Source organism: Paenibacillus sp. Y859, from assembly GCF_056786405.1.
On sequence record NZ_JBXCIZ010000002.1, the window covers coordinates 254,652 to 273,887 of the forward strand.

The 19,236-nt window shown below is 41.6% G+C and carries 15 protein-coding genes; all 15 read left to right on the forward strand.

Annotated features, from left to right (window positions below; translation table 11 throughout):
• The first annotated feature begins 159 nt into the window (after positions 1–159).
• The 15 genes from AC1TO8_RS06005 to murD all read left to right on the forward strand — a co-directional run bounded on the left by AC1TO8_RS06005 (position 160) and on the right by murD (position 19,194).
• A complete protein-coding gene (locus tag AC1TO8_RS06005; protein WP_482055227.1) occupies positions 160–1,092 on the forward strand; it encodes an ABC transporter permease in 933 nt (310 codons plus the stop codon).
• Positions 1,093–1,095: 3 nt separating this feature from the next.
• Positions 1,096–2,046 carry an ABC transporter permease gene (locus tag AC1TO8_RS06010; protein WP_482054702.1) on the forward strand — a complete coding sequence of 317 codons (951 nt, stop codon included), beginning with the start codon at positions 1,096–1,098 and terminating at the stop codon, positions 2,044–2,046.
• Positions 2,047–2,057: 11 nt separating this feature from the next.
• On the forward strand, positions 2,058–3,053 hold the full coding sequence (locus AC1TO8_RS06015) for an ABC transporter ATP-binding protein (RefSeq protein WP_482054703.1): 996 nt from the start codon (positions 2,058–2,060) through the stop codon (positions 3,051–3,053).
• Positions 3,050–3,973, forward strand: a complete 924-nt coding sequence (locus AC1TO8_RS06020) for an ABC transporter ATP-binding protein (RefSeq protein ID WP_482054704.1) — start codon at positions 3,050–3,052, stop codon at positions 3,971–3,973. The genes AC1TO8_RS06015 and AC1TO8_RS06020 overlap by 4 nt, the downstream gene beginning before the upstream one ends.
• Before the next feature lie 203 nt (positions 3,974–4,176).
• Complete coding sequence (bshC, locus tag AC1TO8_RS06025) at positions 4,177–5,811, forward strand: bacillithiol biosynthesis cysteine-adding enzyme BshC (protein WP_482054705.1); 1,635 nt, start codon at positions 4,177–4,179, stop codon at positions 5,809–5,811.
• A 23-nt stretch (positions 5,812–5,834) separates the two neighbouring features.
• Positions 5,835–7,103: an adenosylhomocysteinase gene (locus AC1TO8_RS06030; RefSeq protein ID WP_482054706.1), complete on the forward strand. Its 1,269-nt coding sequence runs from the start codon at positions 5,835–5,837 to the stop codon at positions 7,101–7,103.
• Positions 7,104–7,631: 528 nt separating this feature from the next.
• Positions 7,632–8,069, forward strand: coding sequence for a division/cell wall cluster transcriptional repressor MraZ (gene mraZ, locus AC1TO8_RS06035; protein ID WP_482054707.1), 438 nt, complete (start codon positions 7,632–7,634; stop codon positions 8,067–8,069).
• A 20-nt stretch (positions 8,070–8,089) separates the two neighbouring features.
• Positions 8,090–9,040, forward strand: coding sequence for a 16S rRNA (cytosine(1402)-N(4))-methyltransferase RsmH (gene rsmH / locus AC1TO8_RS06040; protein ID WP_482054708.1), 951 nt, complete (start codon positions 8,090–8,092; stop codon positions 9,038–9,040).
• A gap of 107 nt (positions 9,041–9,147) precedes the next feature.
• A complete protein-coding gene (locus tag AC1TO8_RS06045; protein WP_482054709.1) occupies positions 9,148–9,567 on the forward strand; it encodes a hypothetical protein in 420 nt (139 codons plus the stop codon).
• An 18-nt stretch (positions 9,568–9,585) separates the two neighbouring features.
• Positions 9,586–11,835 (forward strand): penicillin-binding protein, encoded by a 2,250-nt coding sequence (locus AC1TO8_RS06050; RefSeq protein WP_482054710.1) that lies wholly within the window; start codon positions 9,586–9,588, stop codon positions 11,833–11,835.
• Positions 11,836–11,930: 95 nt separating this feature from the next.
• Complete coding sequence (locus AC1TO8_RS06055; RefSeq protein ID WP_482054711.1) at positions 11,931–13,850, forward strand: stage V sporulation protein D; 1,920 nt, start codon at positions 11,931–11,933, stop codon at positions 13,848–13,850.
• Positions 13,851–13,896: 46 nt separating this feature from the next.
• Complete coding sequence (locus tag AC1TO8_RS06060) at positions 13,897–15,381, forward strand: UDP-N-acetylmuramoyl-L-alanyl-D-glutamate--2,6-diaminopimelate ligase (RefSeq protein WP_482054712.1); 1,485 nt, start codon at positions 13,897–13,899, stop codon at positions 15,379–15,381.
• A complete protein-coding gene (locus AC1TO8_RS06065; RefSeq protein ID WP_482054713.1) occupies positions 15,381–16,775 on the forward strand; it encodes a UDP-N-acetylmuramoyl-tripeptide--D-alanyl-D-alanine ligase in 1,395 nt (464 codons plus the stop codon). The genes AC1TO8_RS06060 and AC1TO8_RS06065 overlap by 1 nt, the downstream gene beginning before the upstream one ends.
• A 29-nt stretch (positions 16,776–16,804) precedes the next feature.
• Complete coding sequence (mraY, locus tag AC1TO8_RS06070) at positions 16,805–17,770, forward strand: phospho-N-acetylmuramoyl-pentapeptide-transferase (RefSeq protein WP_482054714.1); 966 nt, start codon at positions 16,805–16,807, stop codon at positions 17,768–17,770.
• A 2-nt stretch (positions 17,771–17,772) separates the two neighbouring features.
• Entirely contained in the window at positions 17,773–19,194 is a 1,422-nt protein-coding gene (gene murD, locus AC1TO8_RS06075; RefSeq protein ID WP_482054715.1) for a UDP-N-acetylmuramoyl-L-alanine--D-glutamate ligase, read from the forward strand.
• The last annotated feature ends 42 nt before the right edge of the window (positions 19,195–19,236 follow it).

A 19,236-nucleotide genomic window follows, 5' to 3' on the forward strand; every position in this document is an offset into this window, starting at 1 on the left:
TATGTGGAATACCATATATATCCCGTTTTTTGTTTGTGGTCATGATTATTCCAAGGATTTCAATCTAATACAAATAAAGTGATTAGAATTAATTCTTGTTTTCTATTAAGATAAATATATATGTCAGAATGAACATTGTTAACGGAGGTGTAAATGGGAATGGTTCGTTATGTTGCTAACAAATTTTTGTATATGCTTCTATCTTTATTCATATTGATATCTGCAACGTTCTTTCTTATGAAAGCCATTCCGGGTGATCCATTTCAAGCTGAAAAGAAAGTCTCAGTTGAAATGAAAGCCCGTCTTATGGAGCATTATGGATTGGACAAGCCTTTATATCAACAATACGTTAAGTATTTGGGTGATATCGCAACGGGTGACTTTGGAATATCTATGAAGAAATTGAATCAGGATGTGTCCAAAATTATAATGGATACATTCCAAACATCACTAAAGCTTGGCGCTGTAGCGATTGTGGTGGCGATAGTGATTGGGGTCCTATTAGGTATGCTTGCGGCTCTTTATCATCGGAAATTGATTGACAATGTTGCCATGATACTAGCTGTGCTAGGTATGGCTGTGCCGAGTTTCGTACTCGCTTCTTTATTGCAGTATTATTTAGCGGAAAAAGCGGGCTGGTTTAATGTTCTCGGGTTTGATAAGCCCATTGACTACGTCCTTCCTGTGATGGCGTTATCAGCACAACCTATCGCTTTTATAGCACGTCTAACACGATCCAGTATGCTTGAAGTTTTACATGCTGATTATATTAAGACGGCGAAGGCTAAAGGTCTGAACTGGTTCTCCATTATGTTTAAGCATGTTATTCGTAACGGGATATTGCCTGTTGTGACTTACGTAGGACCTATGACGGCTAACATTATTACAGGTTCCGTCGTTATTGAACAAATTTTTGGTATTGGTGGTATTGGGAAGGTATTCGTTGAATCGATTACAAATCGTGATTACACATTAATTATGGGCGTCACTATATTTTATGGAGTCATTCTCATGCTAGCAAGGTTTATTACAGACATTGCTTACGTGTTGATTGATCCGCGTATTAAATTAAATGGTGGAAAGGAGGGCTAACGGTTGGCTAATAATCAGACTACAACATCTTCAGATCATGTTGAACTAACAGCTGAAGATTTCCGCAAGATTGGCGCCGATGAGAAGCAGTCTGAGATTATTCAGAGAGAGAGCTTGTCAGCATGGAGAGATGCTTGGCGACGACTTTGTCAGAATAAACTCGCCATGACTTCTCTTATTATATTGATCTTTATTATTTTAGCTTCTATTATTGGACCATGGATTTCTCAATTTGACTACAAAACAAATTATCTCATGAATACCAATCAGCCTCCTTCCTCTCTTCACTGGTTCGGTACGGATGAATTGGGCCGTGATATGTTTGTTCGTACATGGATGGGGGCGAGAATTTCACTTGCCGTTGGTTTAGCTGCCGCTCTAATTGACCTTATTATCGGGGTTATTTATGGAGGAACGATGGGTTTCTTCGGCGGACGTGTTGACGAGATTATGAATAAGTTCTCTGAAATTTTATACTCTATTCCATATTTATTGGTTACTATTCTCTTACTCGTTGTACTCGAGCCAAGTCTGGGTACAATTATTATTGCATTAACGATTACGGGTTGGATTAATATGGCGTGGATTGTACGTGGTGAAATGATTCAATTGAAGAATCGTGAATTTGTGTTAGCTGCTCGTTCCATGGGGGCGGGTTCAGGTCGACTCATATTCCGTCATCTTCTTCCAAATGCAGTGGGACCTATTATCGTGACCTTAACGTTATCAGTTCCAACGGCTATATTCGCAGAAGCATTTTTAAGTTTCTTGGGTCTGGGTGTTCAAGCTCCTGTCGCATCTTTGGGATCGATGATTAATGATGCACTGACAGGTTGGCAGTATTATCCATGGCGGATGTTATTTCCAGCCATTCTAATTAGTTTAATTATGCTTTGTTTCAATATTTTCGGTGACGGTCTTCGAGACGCACTGGATCCTAAATTAAAGAAATAGGAGGTGGAACCATGGAGCCGATCCTACAAGTGAAAGACTTGCACGTATCATTTCATGTCAATGGGGGAGAAGTTCAGGCTGTACGCGGAATGAACTTTGAAATTGGAAAAGGTGAGACGGTGGCTATCGTCGGAGAATCAGGAAGTGGTAAAAGTGTTACCGCTCAGACGATCATGCGTTTAATTCCTTCGCCACCTTCACGGATTAAACAAGGTGAAATTATATTTCAAGGGGACAACCTTTTAAATAAATCCAATAAACAAATGGAAGCTATTCGCGGTAAAGATATTGGGATGATATTTCAAGATCCGATGTCTTCCCTAAATCCTACAATTAGAATAGGTAAACAGATTACGGAAGTTATGATGAAGCATCAGAAGATGTCAGCAAGTGAAGCGAAAAAACAAGCCATTGAAATGCTGATACTTGTCGGTATAAAGAATGCAGAAGCACGTTTCAATCAATATCCGCACGAATTCTCAGGTGGTATGCGCCAGCGCGTTATGATCGCGATTGCTTTAGCATGCCGACCTGCACTTCTGATCGCTGATGAGCCGACTACAGCTTTGGATGTTACGATTCAGGCTCAGATCTTGGATGTTATGAAGGAAATGCAACAACGCTTAGGAACATCGATTATTCTGATAACACATGATCTTGGGGTAGTAGCGGGGATGTGTGATCGAGTTATCGTGATGTATGCAGGTGAAGTGGTAGAGACGGGTACAGTGATGGAAATATTCAAAAATCCTCAGCATCCTTATACAAGAGGACTTTTGCGTTCCATGCCGAGACTTGATCAGCAAAAAGGAGAGCCACTTATTCCTATTATAGGAACACCACCAGATCTCATTAAGCCACCACTAGGATGTGCATTCTGCGCTCGTTGTGATGAGGCAATGAAAGTCTGTGTAACGAACAATCCAGAGACGACAGTGTTTAGTGACACACATACAGCACGTTGTTGGAACTTGCATCCGATGGCTCAGAAGGGAGAATCATCATGAGTCAACCACTTATACAAGTCAACGGATTGAAGAAATATTTCAATGTGGGCAAAGGAAGTGTACTTAAGGCCGTTGATGATATTAACTTTTCTATTCGCGAAGGTGAAACGTTGGGGGTTGTTGGGGAGTCTGGTTGTGGTAAATCCACAGCAGGTCGTACGATACTTCGATTATACGAACCAACGGCAGGTAGTGTTAGTTTCAATGGAACAGACATCTATAAACTTCCACCTAACAAAATGAAAGCTATGCGTCGCGATATGCAGATGATATTCCAAGATCCTTACGCTTCACTGAATCCACGTTTTACGGTGTCTGATATTATTGGTGAAGCATTTGATATTCATAAATTAACAGATAGTCGTAAAGAACGTAAGATGAAGATCGAAGAACTGCTAGATATGGTTGGTCTCAATCCTGATCATGCTACTCGTTATCCGCATGAATTCTCAGGTGGACAACGTCAACGTATTGGAATAGCCCGTGCGCTTGCTGTAAATCCAAAGTTTATTATATGTGATGAACCTATTTCTGCACTGGATGTATCTATCCAAGCACAGGTTGTAAATCTGCTGAAAGATCTACAAGATCGATTGGGATTGACATATTTATTCATTGCTCATGACTTATCTATGGTTAAACATATTAGTGACCGGGTTGCGGTTATGTATTTAGGTAAAATCGTTGAATTGGCCGAAAGTGAAGAGTTGTATAGTAATCCAATTCATCCGTATACCAAAACTCTTCTATCAGCAATTCCGATTGCAGATCCAGAGATTGAAGCGAACAAGAAGCGGATTATCATGCCTGATGATCTTGCGGGTCCGATTCATTCTGCTAATGGATCTAATGAAAGTTCGGTAGAATCAAAGCTTGTAGAAGTATCAAAAGGTCATTGGGTTGCAACTCCTTATGCTTAATTGATCAAATAACGTTAATAATTATTAAGCCGTCGGAGGAATTCGACGGTCTTTTTAGTTCTAAGAAATGAATGAATGTTAGTGGTAGGCAGGGGGTATAGAACTTCCTTTTGACTGAAAGAGGCATATTAGATACAATCAAGTAAGAATTTTAGATAATCTTCATGGATTTCTTTATTGTGTAAGAATAGGAGGTATACCCGATGGAAGTTGTTTCTGAGCCATTGCAAAGCGGCTCGACTTTGGCAGATGATTATATTCATCATTATGAGAAAGTCATACCGCTCTACGGTGAAGATTACCACTGTGATCAGACCTGGAGTGATCGAGTGGAATGGTTGGATGATACAGAGGACAGACGGGTAAATCGTCATGCCTTGGTTGAGATATTGAAAGAGTATAATGAGAAGCATAACTCTCACGATGCAGTACATACATCGCTATATATGTTAGAAAAGCCAGGTACACTGGTTGTAACGGGTGGTCAGCAAAGTGGGTTGTTCACCGGTTCTATGCTTGTGATATATAAAGCAATCACCATTATACAAACTGCTAGAGAAGCGGAAAGACGTCTGAAGCGTCCCGTAGTGCCAGTATTCTGGATAGCGGGTGAAGATCATGACTGGGATGAGGTAAACCATACGTATTTGAAAACAGCGGATAAGCAACAGTCTTCTAAGCTTATGTTGCCTAAATATATGACTTCACGTACATCCGTAAGCTATACTCCTGTTTCTCCACAGGAGTGGGATCAAGCCGTTAAGTCATTGACAGAGATGTTGCCGGACAGTGATGTGAAGGGCGAAATTTTGGCTAAAATTCAATATTCAACGAATACATCAGATAATCTAAGTGATGCATTTGCAAAACAGTTAGGTGATATCTTTGGAGAATATGGTCTCGTACTCTTAGATTCAGCAGATCCTCGATTACGTAAGCTTGAGGCGCCTATTTTTCAGTCGATGATTGAGCAGAATGAACAATTATCGCATGCTTATCGCTCATCTGCTGATCAGATAACATCCTTAGGTTATAAGTTGCAAGCCGACGTATCAGATGAGGGTGCCAATTTATTCTACCTTCATAATGGGGATAGGCTTCTATTGTTGAAGCAAGATGGTAAATTCATGGATCGTAAAGGACTGGTGTCCTTCACACAGGATCAACTGCTGGAGGTGCTACAGAAGCACCCAGAGCGTTTCAGTAATAATGTACTTACTCGACCGATCATGCAAGATTCACTATTTCCGGTCCTTGCGAGTGTGTTAGGTCAGGGAGAAATTGCTTACTGGGCTATTACACGACAAGCTTTTGAAATTATGGGCTTGAAGATGCCGATATTACTGCCACGGATGTCCTTTACTCTACTTGATAGAACACAACTGAAGTATATGGAGAAGTACGACCTTTCTTTTCAGGATTTGCAACATCATCTACAAGTGCGTCGAGAGCAATGGTTATCTCAACAAGATTCATTACAGATCGACCAGAAGTTTGCGGAAGCACGGAAAGCTTTTGAACAATTGTATGAGCCGTTAATAGATGATCTTGGAATTTTGCAAAAAGGATTATATACGTTGGGACAGAGTAATAAGGGGAAGATTATCGATCAGATTTCATATCTGGAGCGTAAGTCGAAGGAAGCACTTGAACAACGACATGATGCGGAGCTTCGTCAATGGGATCGGATAGGAGCTTCATTATTTCCTAATGGTAAGCCACAAGAGAGAGTATATAATGTATATCAATATCTGAATCACTATGGATTGTCTTTGATTAGTGATTTGATGGATATGACGGTTGATTACTCAGAAGAGCATCGCGTTATTTTTATGTAATTTCAACTACTAGGAGGAGTACTATGAATTCTGCATCACTTAAGAACAGCATCGTTAAAGATATGACATTAGCGCCTGAAGGCCATTTGAAGATTGATTGGGTCGAGGCTCACATGCCAGTCCTTAATCGGATACGTAAGCAATTTGAAGCGGAGCAGCCTTTTAAAGGGTTGAAGGTAGCCATATCACTCCATTTGGAAGCAAAGACAGCTTATTTGGCCAAAGTTGTGAAGGCAGGCGGGGCGGAAGTTACGATCGCAGGAAGTAATCCTCTCTCCACGCAGGATGATGTATGTGCTGCATTGGTGGAAGATGGTGTTACTGTGCTGGCTAAGCATAATCCGGAGCCAGCAGAATATAAAAAGATGTTGATTACGTTGCTTGAGACCAAACCTGATCTTATTATTGATGATGGTGGTGACCTGGTCACAATACTCCATACGGAACGACCCGATCTCCTTGCGAACATTCGGGGTGGTGCGGAGGAGACAACTACGGGTATTCTACGGCTTAAAGCTATGGAGAAGGATCAAATGCTTAAGCTGCCTATGGTTGCTGTCAACGATGCATATTGTAAATACCTTTTCGATAATCGTTACGGTACGGGCCAATCGGTGTGGGATGCGATTAATCGGACAACGAACTTAGTTGTAGCTGGTAAAACAGTCGTTGTTGTGGGATATGGCTGGTGTGGTAAAGGGGTGGCGATGCGTGCTAAAGGACTGGGTGCTAATGTCATTGTTACAGAAGTGAATCCAATTCGGGCTGTTGAGGCTCATATGGATGGATTTCATGTTATGACTATGGTTGATGCAGCCAAATTAGGCGATTTCTTTATTACCGTAACAGGTAATCGTGATGTCATTACAGGTGAGCATTATGATGTGATGAAAGATGGAGCAATTCTTGCTAACGCTGGGCATTTCGATGTTGAGGTGAATAAGCCAGAACTTCTTGCTCGCTCTAGTTCTGTTCGTACTGTCCGCCGGAATATTGAGGAATATCAATTTAAGGACGGACGCAAGATGTATTTGATTGCTGAAGGACGCTTAGTCAACTTAGGAGCAGGTGATGGTCACCCAGCAGAAATTATGGATATGACATTCGCATTGCAGGCTCTATCTCTTAAATATGTGAATGAACATTACGAGGAATTGGGTAAAGCAGTTATTAGTGTTCCTTATTCTATTGATGAACAAGTGGCAAGATATAAATTAGAAAGCTTGGGTATTTCACTAGATACGTTAAGCCCCGAACAAGCGACTTATTTAGAAAGTTGGAATACGAACTAGGTTTAACACGATAATGAAACATTGGTGTAGGCGTTAAGAACGGTAGCAAGGTGGTTCTTATGTTACTTCACAACGGATCTTATCGAAATAGTTAAACCCAGATTTTAGTGTAGAGCCAATTTCGTGAAATAAAATTCAATAAATCAGGGCGACATTCCATTCAAATTTGAGTGGAATGTCGCCTTTATTTATGTTCTTCTTTAATGAGTTTAATTCTATGGCTTACTCTCATAACATATTAGACACTAAAAGTATAATTTTTTATAAGGGTCATTAGACCTATATTTAATGAACTTTAAGAGATTGTAAAAGGTGATGAAATTGCTTGGAAAGGGCGGTGTGATGCTTAATATGTCATTTTTAATTCCGAATATAGTCTATCGGAAAATGCTGGATTAGAGACTTTAGACTCACTTACAGTATTTAACTCATAAAGAAGGACTTTGATTTTTAGTGGCGAATAAAGTATTGTTAAGTGGTGTAAAGTGGTGCAAAGTGGGGAAATCGGACTAAGGAGTGATTGGAACAATGTTTATGGGAGAATTTCAACATAGCATTGATGATAAGGGGCGGATTATTATCCCTGTCAAATTCCGTGAACTTTTAGGGACCTCATTCGTTGTGACTCGTGGATTAGATCAATGTCTCTTTGTCTATCCAAGAGAAGAATGGACACTGCTAGAACAGAAGCTTAAATCACTTCCGTTAATGAAATCTGAGGCACGGGCTTTCACTAGATTTTTTTTCTCAGGCGCTACAGAATGTGAATGGGATAAACAGGGCAGGGTAAATCTACCGGGCAATCTCAGAGACTACGCTAAATTGGATAAAGAATGCGTTGTTCTCGGTGTATCTAACCGGATGGAAATATGGAGCAAACCAATTTGGAATGAATATTACGATCAATCTGAAGAATCATTTAACGATATTGCTGAAAAATTAGTCGATTTTAACTTTGATTTTTAATATTTTGGAGGGATTACATTTTGTTTCATCACATCACAGTGCTCAAAGAAGAAGCAGCAGAAGGATTGCGCATCAAGAGAGATGGTATTTATGTCGACTGTACTTTAGGAGGCGCGGGACATAGTTCCTTAATCGCATCAAAGCTTGGAGAATATGGAAGATTAATTGGTCTGGATCAAGATGACTGGGCATTAGAGCATGCTAAGGAGAAATTAGCCCCATATAGCGATAGAGTTTCTTTAGTGAAAACAAACTTTCGTAATTTGGAAGAGACCCTGAAGGAACAGTCTGTTCCAGAGAAGGATGGTATCCCACAAGTAGATGGTATATTGTTCGATTTAGGTGTTTCTTCACCGCAGTTTGACGAGGGAGAGCGTGGGTTCAGTTACAACCTTGATGCTCCGTTAGATATGCGAATGGATCAATCGGCAGAGCTCACAGCGGATATTATTATCAATTCATGGTCTGAACAAGAGATCGCTAGGGTGTTATTTCAATATGGTGAAGAAAAGTTCTCTAGACGGATTGCTAAGTTGATCGTAGAGCGGCGTGAGAAACAACCGATACAAACTACTGGAGAACTAGCCGAGATTATTAAAGAAGGCATTCCAGCAGCTACGAGAAGAACAGGGGGACATCCTGCCAAGCGTAGTTTTCAAGGTCTGAGAATTGCGGTAAATGATGAACTTGGGGCTTTCGAAGAAGGATTGCATCAAGCGGTTCGTTGCCTGGCACCAGGAGGAAGAGTGTCGGTTATTACATTCCATTCGTTGGAAGATCGTATTTGTAAACAGATACTTAGCAGTTATGTTGCGAAATGTACATGCCCACCTGATTTTCCAATGTGTGTATGCGGAAATCAAGGTCAAATTAAACTAATAAATCGAAAACCTATCGTTCCAAGTGAATTGGAACTTGAAGAGAACTCTCGCTCAAGATCTGCCAAACTTCGGGTCGCAGAGAAACTATAATTAAACTGTATTTGGAAAAAGTGAAAGTTCAAAAAGTCGCAGATCAAAAGCTGACTTTTTGAACTACATTTAAAAGATAATCAGGAGAGCTCAGGGGGAGAGAATGAATGGCGTATACGCGTGGCAATTTAGCAGTAAAACCAAAACCAATAGAACGAGTATCTCCTGGATATCGTGAGCAGACAAAAGTTATTACTCGCCGAACCTCGATTCCGATTAGAGAAAAGCTTCTATATTTATTTACGGTTCTAGTGTGTGTCGCTTTGGCAAGTCTTGTTATTTGGCGGTACGCACATATTTATGAATTAAATAAACAGAGCCAAAAAGTGAGTGCTGTGATCTCAGGTAATACACTTAAGATTTCTCAGTTGGAAGTTCAGAGGCAAACTCTGAAAGAAAAGATTGTTGAAACCGCAATTAAAGAAGGGTATGTACTTCCCGAGGAGGCTAGTGTCATTTATGTCCCTCGTGTGTCTAGTTCAAATGTTACTACTGGAAATCTTAAAGTAGATGCAGCACAAAAATAGTGGATGTGAGGACTAAGCATGATAAAAAGAATAAAGCTACGCACACTGCTTGTAGGAGGATGCATAACCCTCCTTTTTGCTATTTTAATAACTAGAGTATTTATCATTCAAGTTGTAAAAGGAGATCAATGGCATGAACTAGCCGTTAAGAATTGGTCCAAACAAGATGTCATTGCTGCTACACGGGGTACGATAACAGATCGAAAAGGTAATGCACTCGCGATTGATGCACCTGCCTATACGGTGACTGTGAATCCGAAAGTGATTCATGAGAATGGGATCGAGGAAGAAGTGGTAGCCGGGTTACATCAAATTCTCGGAAAAGATGAGGATGAGCTACGTAAGCTAGTAACAGCAACTGATGATAAGGGTGTGCTTCGGACTAGCAGAGAGGTTCGTACGGAAGGTTGGAAGGTCGATCAGGCTAAGCGTGATGAGGTAGCTGCGTTAATAGCCGAGATAAAGACTCAATTGAAGAATAATAAAAAGAAACCAGATGCAGGTATTGGATTGCTCAAAGAACAAAAGCGATACTATCCTAAAAACAATTTAGCAGCACATATATTAGGTTATCTAGATCGTGATGGTGATGCAATCTTAGGATTAGAGGCCACTTACGATGATATGCTCAGGGGAACGAATGGGTCGATAAATTACAAAAGTGATGGACAATTAGATAAACTGCCCAATGCAGATGAGGTCTATGTGCCGGCGATAAATGGGAATAATATCCAACTGACCATTGACGATACGATACAGTATTATATTGAAGATGCCATGAAAGAGGCCGTTGAGAAATACAAACCGATTAGTATGACTGTGATCGCTGTAGATCCCAACACGATGGAAGTGCTAGGTTTAGCCAATATGCCTACTTTCAATCCTAATTCATTCTGGGAAACACCAGAACCGGAGAAATACTATAACCATGCAGTGAGGTCACTATATGAACCAGGTTCCACATTTAAAATTGTGACCTTGGCGGGTGCGATAGAAGAGAAGTTAATTAAACCGACAGACGAGTATGTATCAGGTCAGATCAGAGTACAAGGTACCAAGACGACACTAAAGGATATCAAACGTGCAGGTTGGGGTACGATATCCTACTTAGAAGGAGTCAAGCGTTCGAGTAACGTGGCATTTGTAAAGATGGGATTTGAAATGTTGGGGAAAGAGCGATTGCTTCAATATATTAATAACTTCGGTTTTGGGCAAAAGACCGAAATAGAGATGGCTGGTGAGGCTTCTTGGCCTATTGATCTACCCGGGAATGTCGAAGTTGCAACGGCATCCTATGGTTATGGGGTCTTAGTTACTCCGATACAGCAGGTGACAGCTATCGCTGCGATAGCTAATGGTGGGAAATTGATGCAACCGCATATCATTAAAGAAATTCATGATCCGAATACAGGGATAACTGAAGTGACCAAACCAGAAGTGATCCGACAGGTCATATCACCGGAGACGGCGAAAGAAACGGGTAGTTATCTAGAACAAGTAGTTGCAGACCAAGAGATTGGTACAGGTCGCCATGCTTATATCGAAGGATATCGAGTAGCAGGTAAGACAGGAACGGCTGTTAAACTCGTTAAAGATGCAGCTGGTAAGAGTGTTTATGATGACAAAAAAGCAGTCGTATCCTTTGTGGGATATGCTCCTGTCAATGATCCCCAAATTGCTGTCATTGTCATCATGGATGAGCCCAATGATCCTAATGCGGGTGGGGGTGCAGTCGCAGCACCTGTATTTGCAAAGATAGTAAGCCAATCTCTTCAGTATATGAATGTACCTAAAACACGAATAGCTAATAGCGAAGGCTCTAATAAGAGTACAGATAAGGATAGTAGCTCGCAAGTGATTAAGTATACGACTCCAGAATTAACAGGGAAATCGATTGAATCTGCAAAGAGTGAATTGCTTAATACAGGTATCGCATACGAAACATTAGGAAAAGGTAATAATGTGATTCGACAATATCCTGCGAAAGGTTCTATAATGAGCGGTGGGCAACGGATCTACCTTCTAACTGAAGATAGCAAGACGATGGAAGTTCCTGATTTAAAAGGGGAGTCTTTGAGAGACGCACTTCAGGTGCTGACGTTAATGAAATTGAAAGTTAGCGTTGAAGGTGAAGGCTATGTCGTTGAGCAACAAGAAATACAAGATCAAGGGAATGTGATCGTACAATTAACTTTGAATCCATTTTATGAAGACATGGATGAAAGTGTCAAAGAAGATGTAAATGAAGACGTAAAAGAAGAAGAGTAGGGAAGATAGCTTGTTCTAAGCCCTAGTAATCCTGAATAATCATGATAGGAATAAGGATCATGAAATGAAGTAAGGATCACTAGGGAGGGTATGCGATGAAAGTTTCAAATATGACGCTGAGACGGAGGCTACTATGGAGCTTGCTGTTCTTTTGCGTTCTGTTCACAGCTCTAATAGGTAGGCTTGCATATTTACAGTTTGGACAAGGTAAGGAATTATCGGCTAAAGCAGAGGCACTGTGGCGTAGAGATCTTCCGTTCACCGCTAAAAGAGGAGAGATTCTAGATCGTAATGGAATTGCATTGGCCTACAATGTCAGTTCACCGACAGTATGGGTGATTCCCGTTCAGATTAAGGATCCCGAAACGACAGCGGCGACATTATCACCTCTACTTGGTATGAGCCAAGAGAATATTATGAAGATCATAACGAAGAAAAAATCAAATGAAAAATTACAACCCGGTGGACGTAAGATCACGATGGAGCTTGCTCAGAAAATTCGTGATTTGAAGCTTCCGGGTATCATTGTTGCAGAGGATAATAAAAGGTATTATCCTTATGGTGATCTAGCTGCTCATATTCTCGGGTTTACTGGAATTGATAATCAGGGGATAACAGGGGTTGAGCAAAAGTATGATGATCTGTTGAAAGGCTTGGATGGTAACGTATCCTATTTGTCTGATGCAGCGGGAAGATTGATGCCAGGTTCCTCGGAGAAATATGCTGAACCGAAGGATGGCTTGAGTCTGGAGCTCACCATCGATAAACCCATCCAGTCCATTATAGAACGTGAATTAGATCAAGCCATGGTTCAGTTTCAAGCTCGCGGCACCTGGGCTATAGCGATGAATCCCAAAACGGGGGAGATTCTTGGGATGGCTAGCAGACCTGGGTTTGAACCAGCACAATATCAGGAGTATCCGTCTGAAGTGTATAATCGGAACCTCCCCATTTGGATGACTTATGAGCCGGGCTCTACTTTTAAAATCATAACGCTCGCAGCCGCATTAGAAGAGAAAAAAGTTGATTTGGAGCGTGACACTTTTTTTGATCCAGGTTATGTTAAAGTAGGAGGAGCTACTCTGAAATGCTGGAAAAGAGGCGGTCATGGTAGTGAGACCTTTCTTGAGGTTGTAGAGAACTCCTGTAATCCAGGGTTTGTGGCATTAGGTCAAAGGCTAGGTAAAGAATCTCTTTTTAAATATATAAAAGATTTCGGCTTTGGTGCCAAGACAGGTATTGATCTGAATGGGGAAGAGAATGGTATATTATTCAAATTGTCTCGAGTAGGTCCTGTGGAGTTAGCAACAACATCTTTCGGTCAAGGAGTATCCGTTACACCGATCCAGCAAGTGGCGGCTGTTTCAGCTGCGATAAATGGAGGGAATCTGTACAAACCATATATCTCAAAGGCATGGATTAATACGGAAACGAATACGGTTGTAGAAGAGAATAAACCGGAACTGGTAAGACGTGTTATTTCAGAAGAGACTTCTCTTAAAGTCAGAGAGGCATTGGAAAGTGTCGTAGCTAAAGGAACAGGTCGGCCAGCTTTTATCGATGGATATCGAGTTGGCGGAAAGACGGGGACGGCGCAAATTGTCGTCAATGGTCGTTATTCTGCTTCGGAGCATATCGTATCATTTATCGGATTTGCACCAGCGGACGATCCACAAATTGTCGTGTATGCAGCTGTTGATAACCCGAAGGGGATTCAATTCGGTGGTGTTGTTGCTGCTCCTATTGTGCAGAATATTCTAGAGGATTCACTTCACTACATGAAAGTACCCGAACGCCAAGATCAAATGACAAAGGAATATAAATATGGAGAGACCCCAATTGTCACTGTACCTGATCTTGTCGGTGCAACAGTTCAGGATTTATATGAGGAGCTCAATATGAATTTCAACCTCTCTAAATCTGGAAGTGGTACAACCGTTGTCAGTCAGGCGCCCAAACCGGGCAGCAGAGTAGAGCGGGGATCGACCATTCGTATATATATGGGGAGTTCGTAATATTCGTCCTTGTTGGCGACAATTGAAATAAGCGAGGGATTTAGAGATGAGACTTAATGAATTAGCTTCAACCTTAATGATCAAACGCATTATTGGAAATGGCGATATTACAATATCTGGAATACAAACGGATTCTCAGAGAGTTATCGCCGGGGATTTATTTATCTGCTTGCCTGGTCATACGGTCGATGGACACGATTATGCTGAGGAAGCTATGACCAAAGGGGCGGTAGCGCTCGTTGTAGAACACCAATTGGATATTGACCTGCCACAGATTATCGTAAAAGACTGCCGTTATGCGATGGCTGTATTGTCAGATTCGTTCTTTGGGTCACCGAGCAAACAAATGAAGGTCATTGGAATTACAGGAACGAATGGGAAAACAACGACCGCTTATCTAATCGAGAAAATTATGAATGATCATGGTATGAAAACGGGGCTGATTGGTACCATTCAAATGCGTTATGGAGGGCGTTCCTTCCCAATGTCTGGAACAACGCCAGAAGCTTTGGAATTACAGCGTTCTTTGCATGATATGGGTGTAAGTGGCACTCGCTGTTGTGTGATGGAAGTATCCTCTCATGCTTTGGAACAAGGCCGGGTTAAGGGGACTGACTTCCGCACAGTTGTGTTTACTAATCTTACTCAAGATCATCTGGATTATCATAATACGATGGAGAAGTATCGTGAAGCGAAAGGATTACTCTTTTCTAGAATGGGGAACTCCTTCCAGAGTAGTCCAGATAAACGGAAGTTCGCTGTGCTGAATGCAGATGACGCTGCTTCTGATTATTTCAAAAATATTACGTCCTCTGAAGTGGTGACATATGGTTTAGATGAAAGTGCGGATGTGCGAGCTACTCAAATCTCGATTACCTCGCAGGGCACTGAATTCCATGTTGCTACCTTCAAAGGAAGCACAAATATTAAGTTAAAAATGGTCGGTAAATTTAATGTTTATAACGCACTTGCTGCAATAACGGCTGCATTACTTGAAGGAATTGAACTTGAGGAAATAAGACGCAGTCTTGAATCGTTAGCAGGTGTAGATGGACGTGTCGAAGCGGTGGATGCAGGCCAACCATTTGCAGTTATTGTAGATTATGCTCATACACCAGATGGACTTGAGAATGTCTTGAAGACTGTGAAAGAGTTCGCACAAGGACGCATTCTAACTGTTTTTGGTTGCGGTGGGGATCGAGATCGAGCGAAGCGTCCATTGATGGGAAAAATTGCTGCAAAGTATAGTGATGTGGTCTTTGTAACTTCTGATAATCCCCGGACAGAAGAGCCAGAAGCTATATTAAAGGAAATTGAACAGGGCCTAGTCGAAGATCATATTTCCGAAGATCGCTATCAATTGATTGAAGATCGGCGTACAGCTATTCAAAAGGCTATTGATATGGCAAGCCCTGAAGATGTAGTATTGATTGCGGGGAAAGGTCATGAGACCTATCAAAAAATTGGACAGACGACGCTTGAGTTCGATGATCGTGTCGTTGCCAAGGAAGCGATAAGGAGTTTACAATAGTGATTAATAAAACATTGGGTGAGATCGCTGTGATGTGCGGTGGAACGATCGCGCATACTCAGGATCCAGAAAAGCTAATTCATGGCGTTACGACAGACTCTCGTCATATTGCTGAGGGAAGCTTATTCATTCCGCTCGTAGGTGAACGGTATGATGGGCATGAATTTGCAGCTAGAGGGCTGGCGGAAGGGGCAGGTGCAACGTTGTGGCAACGGAACCGAGGTATACATCCTGTCGGTGCCGTTATTGAGGTAGAGGATACGCTGGTAGCATTGCAGTTACTTGCCAAATCCTATTTGAAAGAAATAGGAAGCAAAGTAGTTGGTATTACAGGAAGTAATGGTAAGACGACAACGAAAGATATGGTAGCAGCACTTCTTGAGACGACTTACAAGGTTCATAAAACAGAAGGCAACTTTAATAATCATATTGGTCTTCCACTTACCATTCTTGGAATGAGTGAAGATATAGATATTATAGTGCTAGAGATGGGGATGAGCGGACGTGATGAAATCAGCATTCTCTCAACCATTGCACAACCTGACATTGCTGTCATTACGAATATTGGAGAGTCTCACCTCCTGCAGTTGGGATCACGCGAGGAAATCGCCTTGGCGAAGTTAGAAATTGTGAGTGGAATGAAACCTGGCGGATTACTTATTTATAACGGTGATGAGCCTCTGATTCCACAAATATTAGCTGATTCAGCTACACTAAAACCAGTTGATTTACAAACATATACGTTTGGTATCGATTCAAATAATGATGATTATCCGACTGGAATGATGTTTCACGGTAAAGGTATTATTTTTACATCGTATGCTCATAAGGAGCTTAGTCTAGATCTTCCATTGCTTGGACGTCATAACGTACTTAATGCTTTAGCAGCACTTGCAGTTGCACGTTATTTCAATGTGAATGAAGACAACATGAAAGAAGGACTCTCGCACGTGCAGTTAACTGGTATGCGTATTGAACAAATCGTTACAGCAGATGGCTTAACGGTGTTAAATGATGCATATAATGCGAGTCCAACATCGATGAAAGCTGCGATTGATGTGCTATATGGTATGAAAGGATTTCGACGTAAAATCGCAGTGCTCGGGGACATGCTGGAGCTTGGCGCGCAGGAGAACGAGTATCATGCTGAAATAGGACGCTATATTACTACTGACACAGTGAATTTATTGTATACATTCGGACCATTATCTTCACATATAGCTGAAGCAGCTAGTGAGAATCTTTCGAGAACTAACGTATTTACATTTACAGACAAGGCAGAATTGATTAAACATCTCAATGAGCAGGTTCAACCGAAAGACATTGTCCTTGTGAAGGGTTCACGTGGGATGAAGTTGGAAGAAGTAGTGAATGCTCTTATTGAGAAATACTAGAAGATCTGACGAACCGAAGGGGTGAAACCATGGACATTAAATTATTACTACTAACGATCGGCGTATCCTTTATACTCGCGGTGATAGCCGCCCCCATACTCATTCCTTTGCTACGTCGTATGAAATTTGGACAGCAGGTCCGGCAAGATGGACCTGAGAGCCATTTGGCCAAAGCAGGCACACCGACGATGGGTGGAATCGTAATATTATTGGCGTTTACATTGTCATACTTGAAATTTTCTATTGTTAATACTGATTTTTACGTATTATTAGTTGCGACACTTGGATTTGGTTTAATAGGCTTTCTTGATGATTATGTTAAAATCGTCTTTAAACGGTCAATGGGATTGACAGCTCGCCAAAAATTGTTAGGACAATTGCTTTTCTCAGGAATTATTTGTTTTTTACTATTTCAAAATGGTCACGATACGTCGATTAGCATTCCTGGTACATCATGGGGTTGGGACTGGGGTGGATGGTTCTATTATCCATTCATCATCATCATGTTATTAGCGATCAGCAATGCTGTTAACTTTACGGATGGATTAGATGGCTTGCTCTCAGGAGTTAGTGCTATTGCATTAGGTGCCTTTGCTTTAGTAGCCATTCAGGGAACTTCCATGCCAGCGGCGTTCTGTGCGGCTGCAATGATTGGTGCTGTACTTGGCTTCTTAGTATTTAACGCGCATCCAGCCAAAGTATTCATGGGCGACACGGGATCTTTAGGCATAGGTGGAGCAATCGGTGCGATTGCGATCGTGACCAAGAGTGAGTTGCTGTTTCTTATTATTGGAGGAGTATTTGTCGTAGAAATGCTATCTGTGGTGCTACAAGTCGCATCATTTAAGACGAGAGGTAAACGTATATTCAAGATGAGTCCTATTCATCATCACTTTGAGCTCTCAGGATGGTCGGAATGGCGTGTTGTTATCACATTTTGGGTTGTGGGAGCCATACTTGCAGTTCTCGGACTTTATATTAACAAGGGGTTGTAATCATGAATCATCCAGACACATATAGAGGCAAACTAGTCGTTGTTCTAGGCTTAGCAAAAAGTGGTGTACAGGTTGCTAAAGTCCTCCATAAAATTGGGGCAATAGTAAAGGTGAACGATAGAAAAGAGAAAGAACAGTGTCCCGAGGCTTCTGAATTAGAGGCTTTGGGAATTTCTGTTATTTGTGGAGGTCATCCGGATGATCTCATTCATCCTGGCGTTGCTCTGGTGGTGAAGAATCCTGGTATTCTCTATTCTGCTCCCCCTTTGCTTAAAGCGAAGGAGTTAGGGATTGAAATTGTGACGGAAGTAGAGATTGCTTATCATTTATGTGAAGCGCCTATGATTGGCATTACCGGTTCCAATGGGAAGACAACGACAACAACATGGGTAGGCGAAATTTTTAGCTTTGCTGGATTATCTCCCATCGTAGCTGGAAATATTGGGACACCTCTGTGCGAAGCTGTACAAGAGGCTACTGACAATGATTGGATGGTTATTGAGTTAAGTAGCTTTCAGTTGAAAGGAACACAGCAATTTCGACCACGTATTGCTTGTCTTCTTAATGTTACGGAGACACACTTGGATTATCATGGCGACATGGATGATTATATTACTTCGAAGGCTAAGTTGTTTGCAAATCAAGGAAAGGGAGATACCGCGATCCTCAATTGGGATGACCCAACCTGTCGAGCACTAGTGCCTCATTTGAAAGGTAAGATGATGCCCTTTTCTATAAAAGAAGAGTTACTAGAAGGTGTATTTGTTAGTCCTCCATTCCATGAGAATACAGAGGATTCACTGACGCGTTGCGTTGTATATCGTGATCATGAAGGAAGACTTCACGAGATCATCCCTGTAGAGGATATTGGTATCAAAGGTCGTTTCAATGTAGAGAATGCCCTTGCGGCGTGTGCTATTGCGATTGTTGCTGGTGTTCCGGTTGAGCAGCTTGTCACACCGCTCTCATCTTTTCGAGGTGTGGAGCATCGTCTGGAATTCGTGGGAGAAGTAGCGGGTGCCTCATACTACAACAACTCGAAAGCAACCAATTCACAAGCAACTACGATGGCTCTTACATCGTTTAAGGAACCTATTATATTGATTGCTGGAGGATTGGATCGCGGGTCTGACTATATGGAATTACTTGCGGTTTTTCAAGGACGCGTAAGAGCTGTCATTTTACTTGGTGAAACGAAATATAAAATGGCTAAAGTAGCTGAGCTTGCCGGATTAAAGGATATTTATCTCGTCGATACTGTAGAGGATGCAGTAACAACATTGAACACAGCTGTGAGGCAAGCAGCTGCGTTAGCACAGAAGGGCGATATTGTACTTCTATCTCCGGCTTGTGCTAGCTGGGATATGTTTACCTCCTATGAAGAACGTGGACGCATGTTTAAAGAGGCGGTGCATAATCTTTAAGTAGGGGGGTGTGGATAAGCCCCTACTTTTTTAAGCAAGAGG

Coding starts and splice junctions, on each gene's coding strand:
- AC1TO8_RS06005 (WP_482055227.1), top strand. CDS start 160: ATGGTTCGTTATGTTGCTAACAAATTTTTGTATATGCTTCTATCTTTA.
- bshC (WP_482054705.1), top strand. CDS start 4,177: ATGGAAGTTGTTTCTGAGCCATTGCAAAGCGGCTCGACTTTGGCAGAT.
- AC1TO8_RS06055 (WP_482054711.1), top strand. CDS start 11,931: ATGAAAGTTTCAAATATGACGCTGAGACGGAGGCTACTATGGAGCTTG.
- AC1TO8_RS06060 (WP_482054712.1), top strand. CDS start 13,897: ATGAGACTTAATGAATTAGCTTCAACCTTAATGATCAAACGCATTATT.
- AC1TO8_RS06045 (WP_482054709.1), top strand. CDS start 9,148: ATGGCGTATACGCGTGGCAATTTAGCAGTAAAACCAAAACCAATAGAA.
- mraY (WP_482054714.1), top strand. CDS start 16,805: ATGGACATTAAATTATTACTACTAACGATCGGCGTATCCTTTATACTC.
- AC1TO8_RS06020 (WP_482054704.1), top strand. CDS start 3,050: ATGAGTCAACCACTTATACAAGTCAACGGATTGAAGAAATATTTCAAT.
- mraZ (WP_482054707.1), top strand. CDS start 7,632: ATGTTTATGGGAGAATTTCAACATAGCATTGATGATAAGGGGCGGATT.
- AC1TO8_RS06050 (WP_482054710.1), top strand. CDS start 9,586: ATGATAAAAAGAATAAAGCTACGCACACTGCTTGTAGGAGGATGCATA.
- AC1TO8_RS06015 (WP_482054703.1), top strand. CDS start 2,058: ATGGAGCCGATCCTACAAGTGAAAGACTTGCACGTATCATTTCATGTC.
- murD (WP_482054715.1), top strand. CDS start 17,773: ATGAATCATCCAGACACATATAGAGGCAAACTAGTCGTTGTTCTAGGC.
- AC1TO8_RS06030 (WP_482054706.1), top strand. CDS start 5,835: ATGAATTCTGCATCACTTAAGAACAGCATCGTTAAAGATATGACATTA.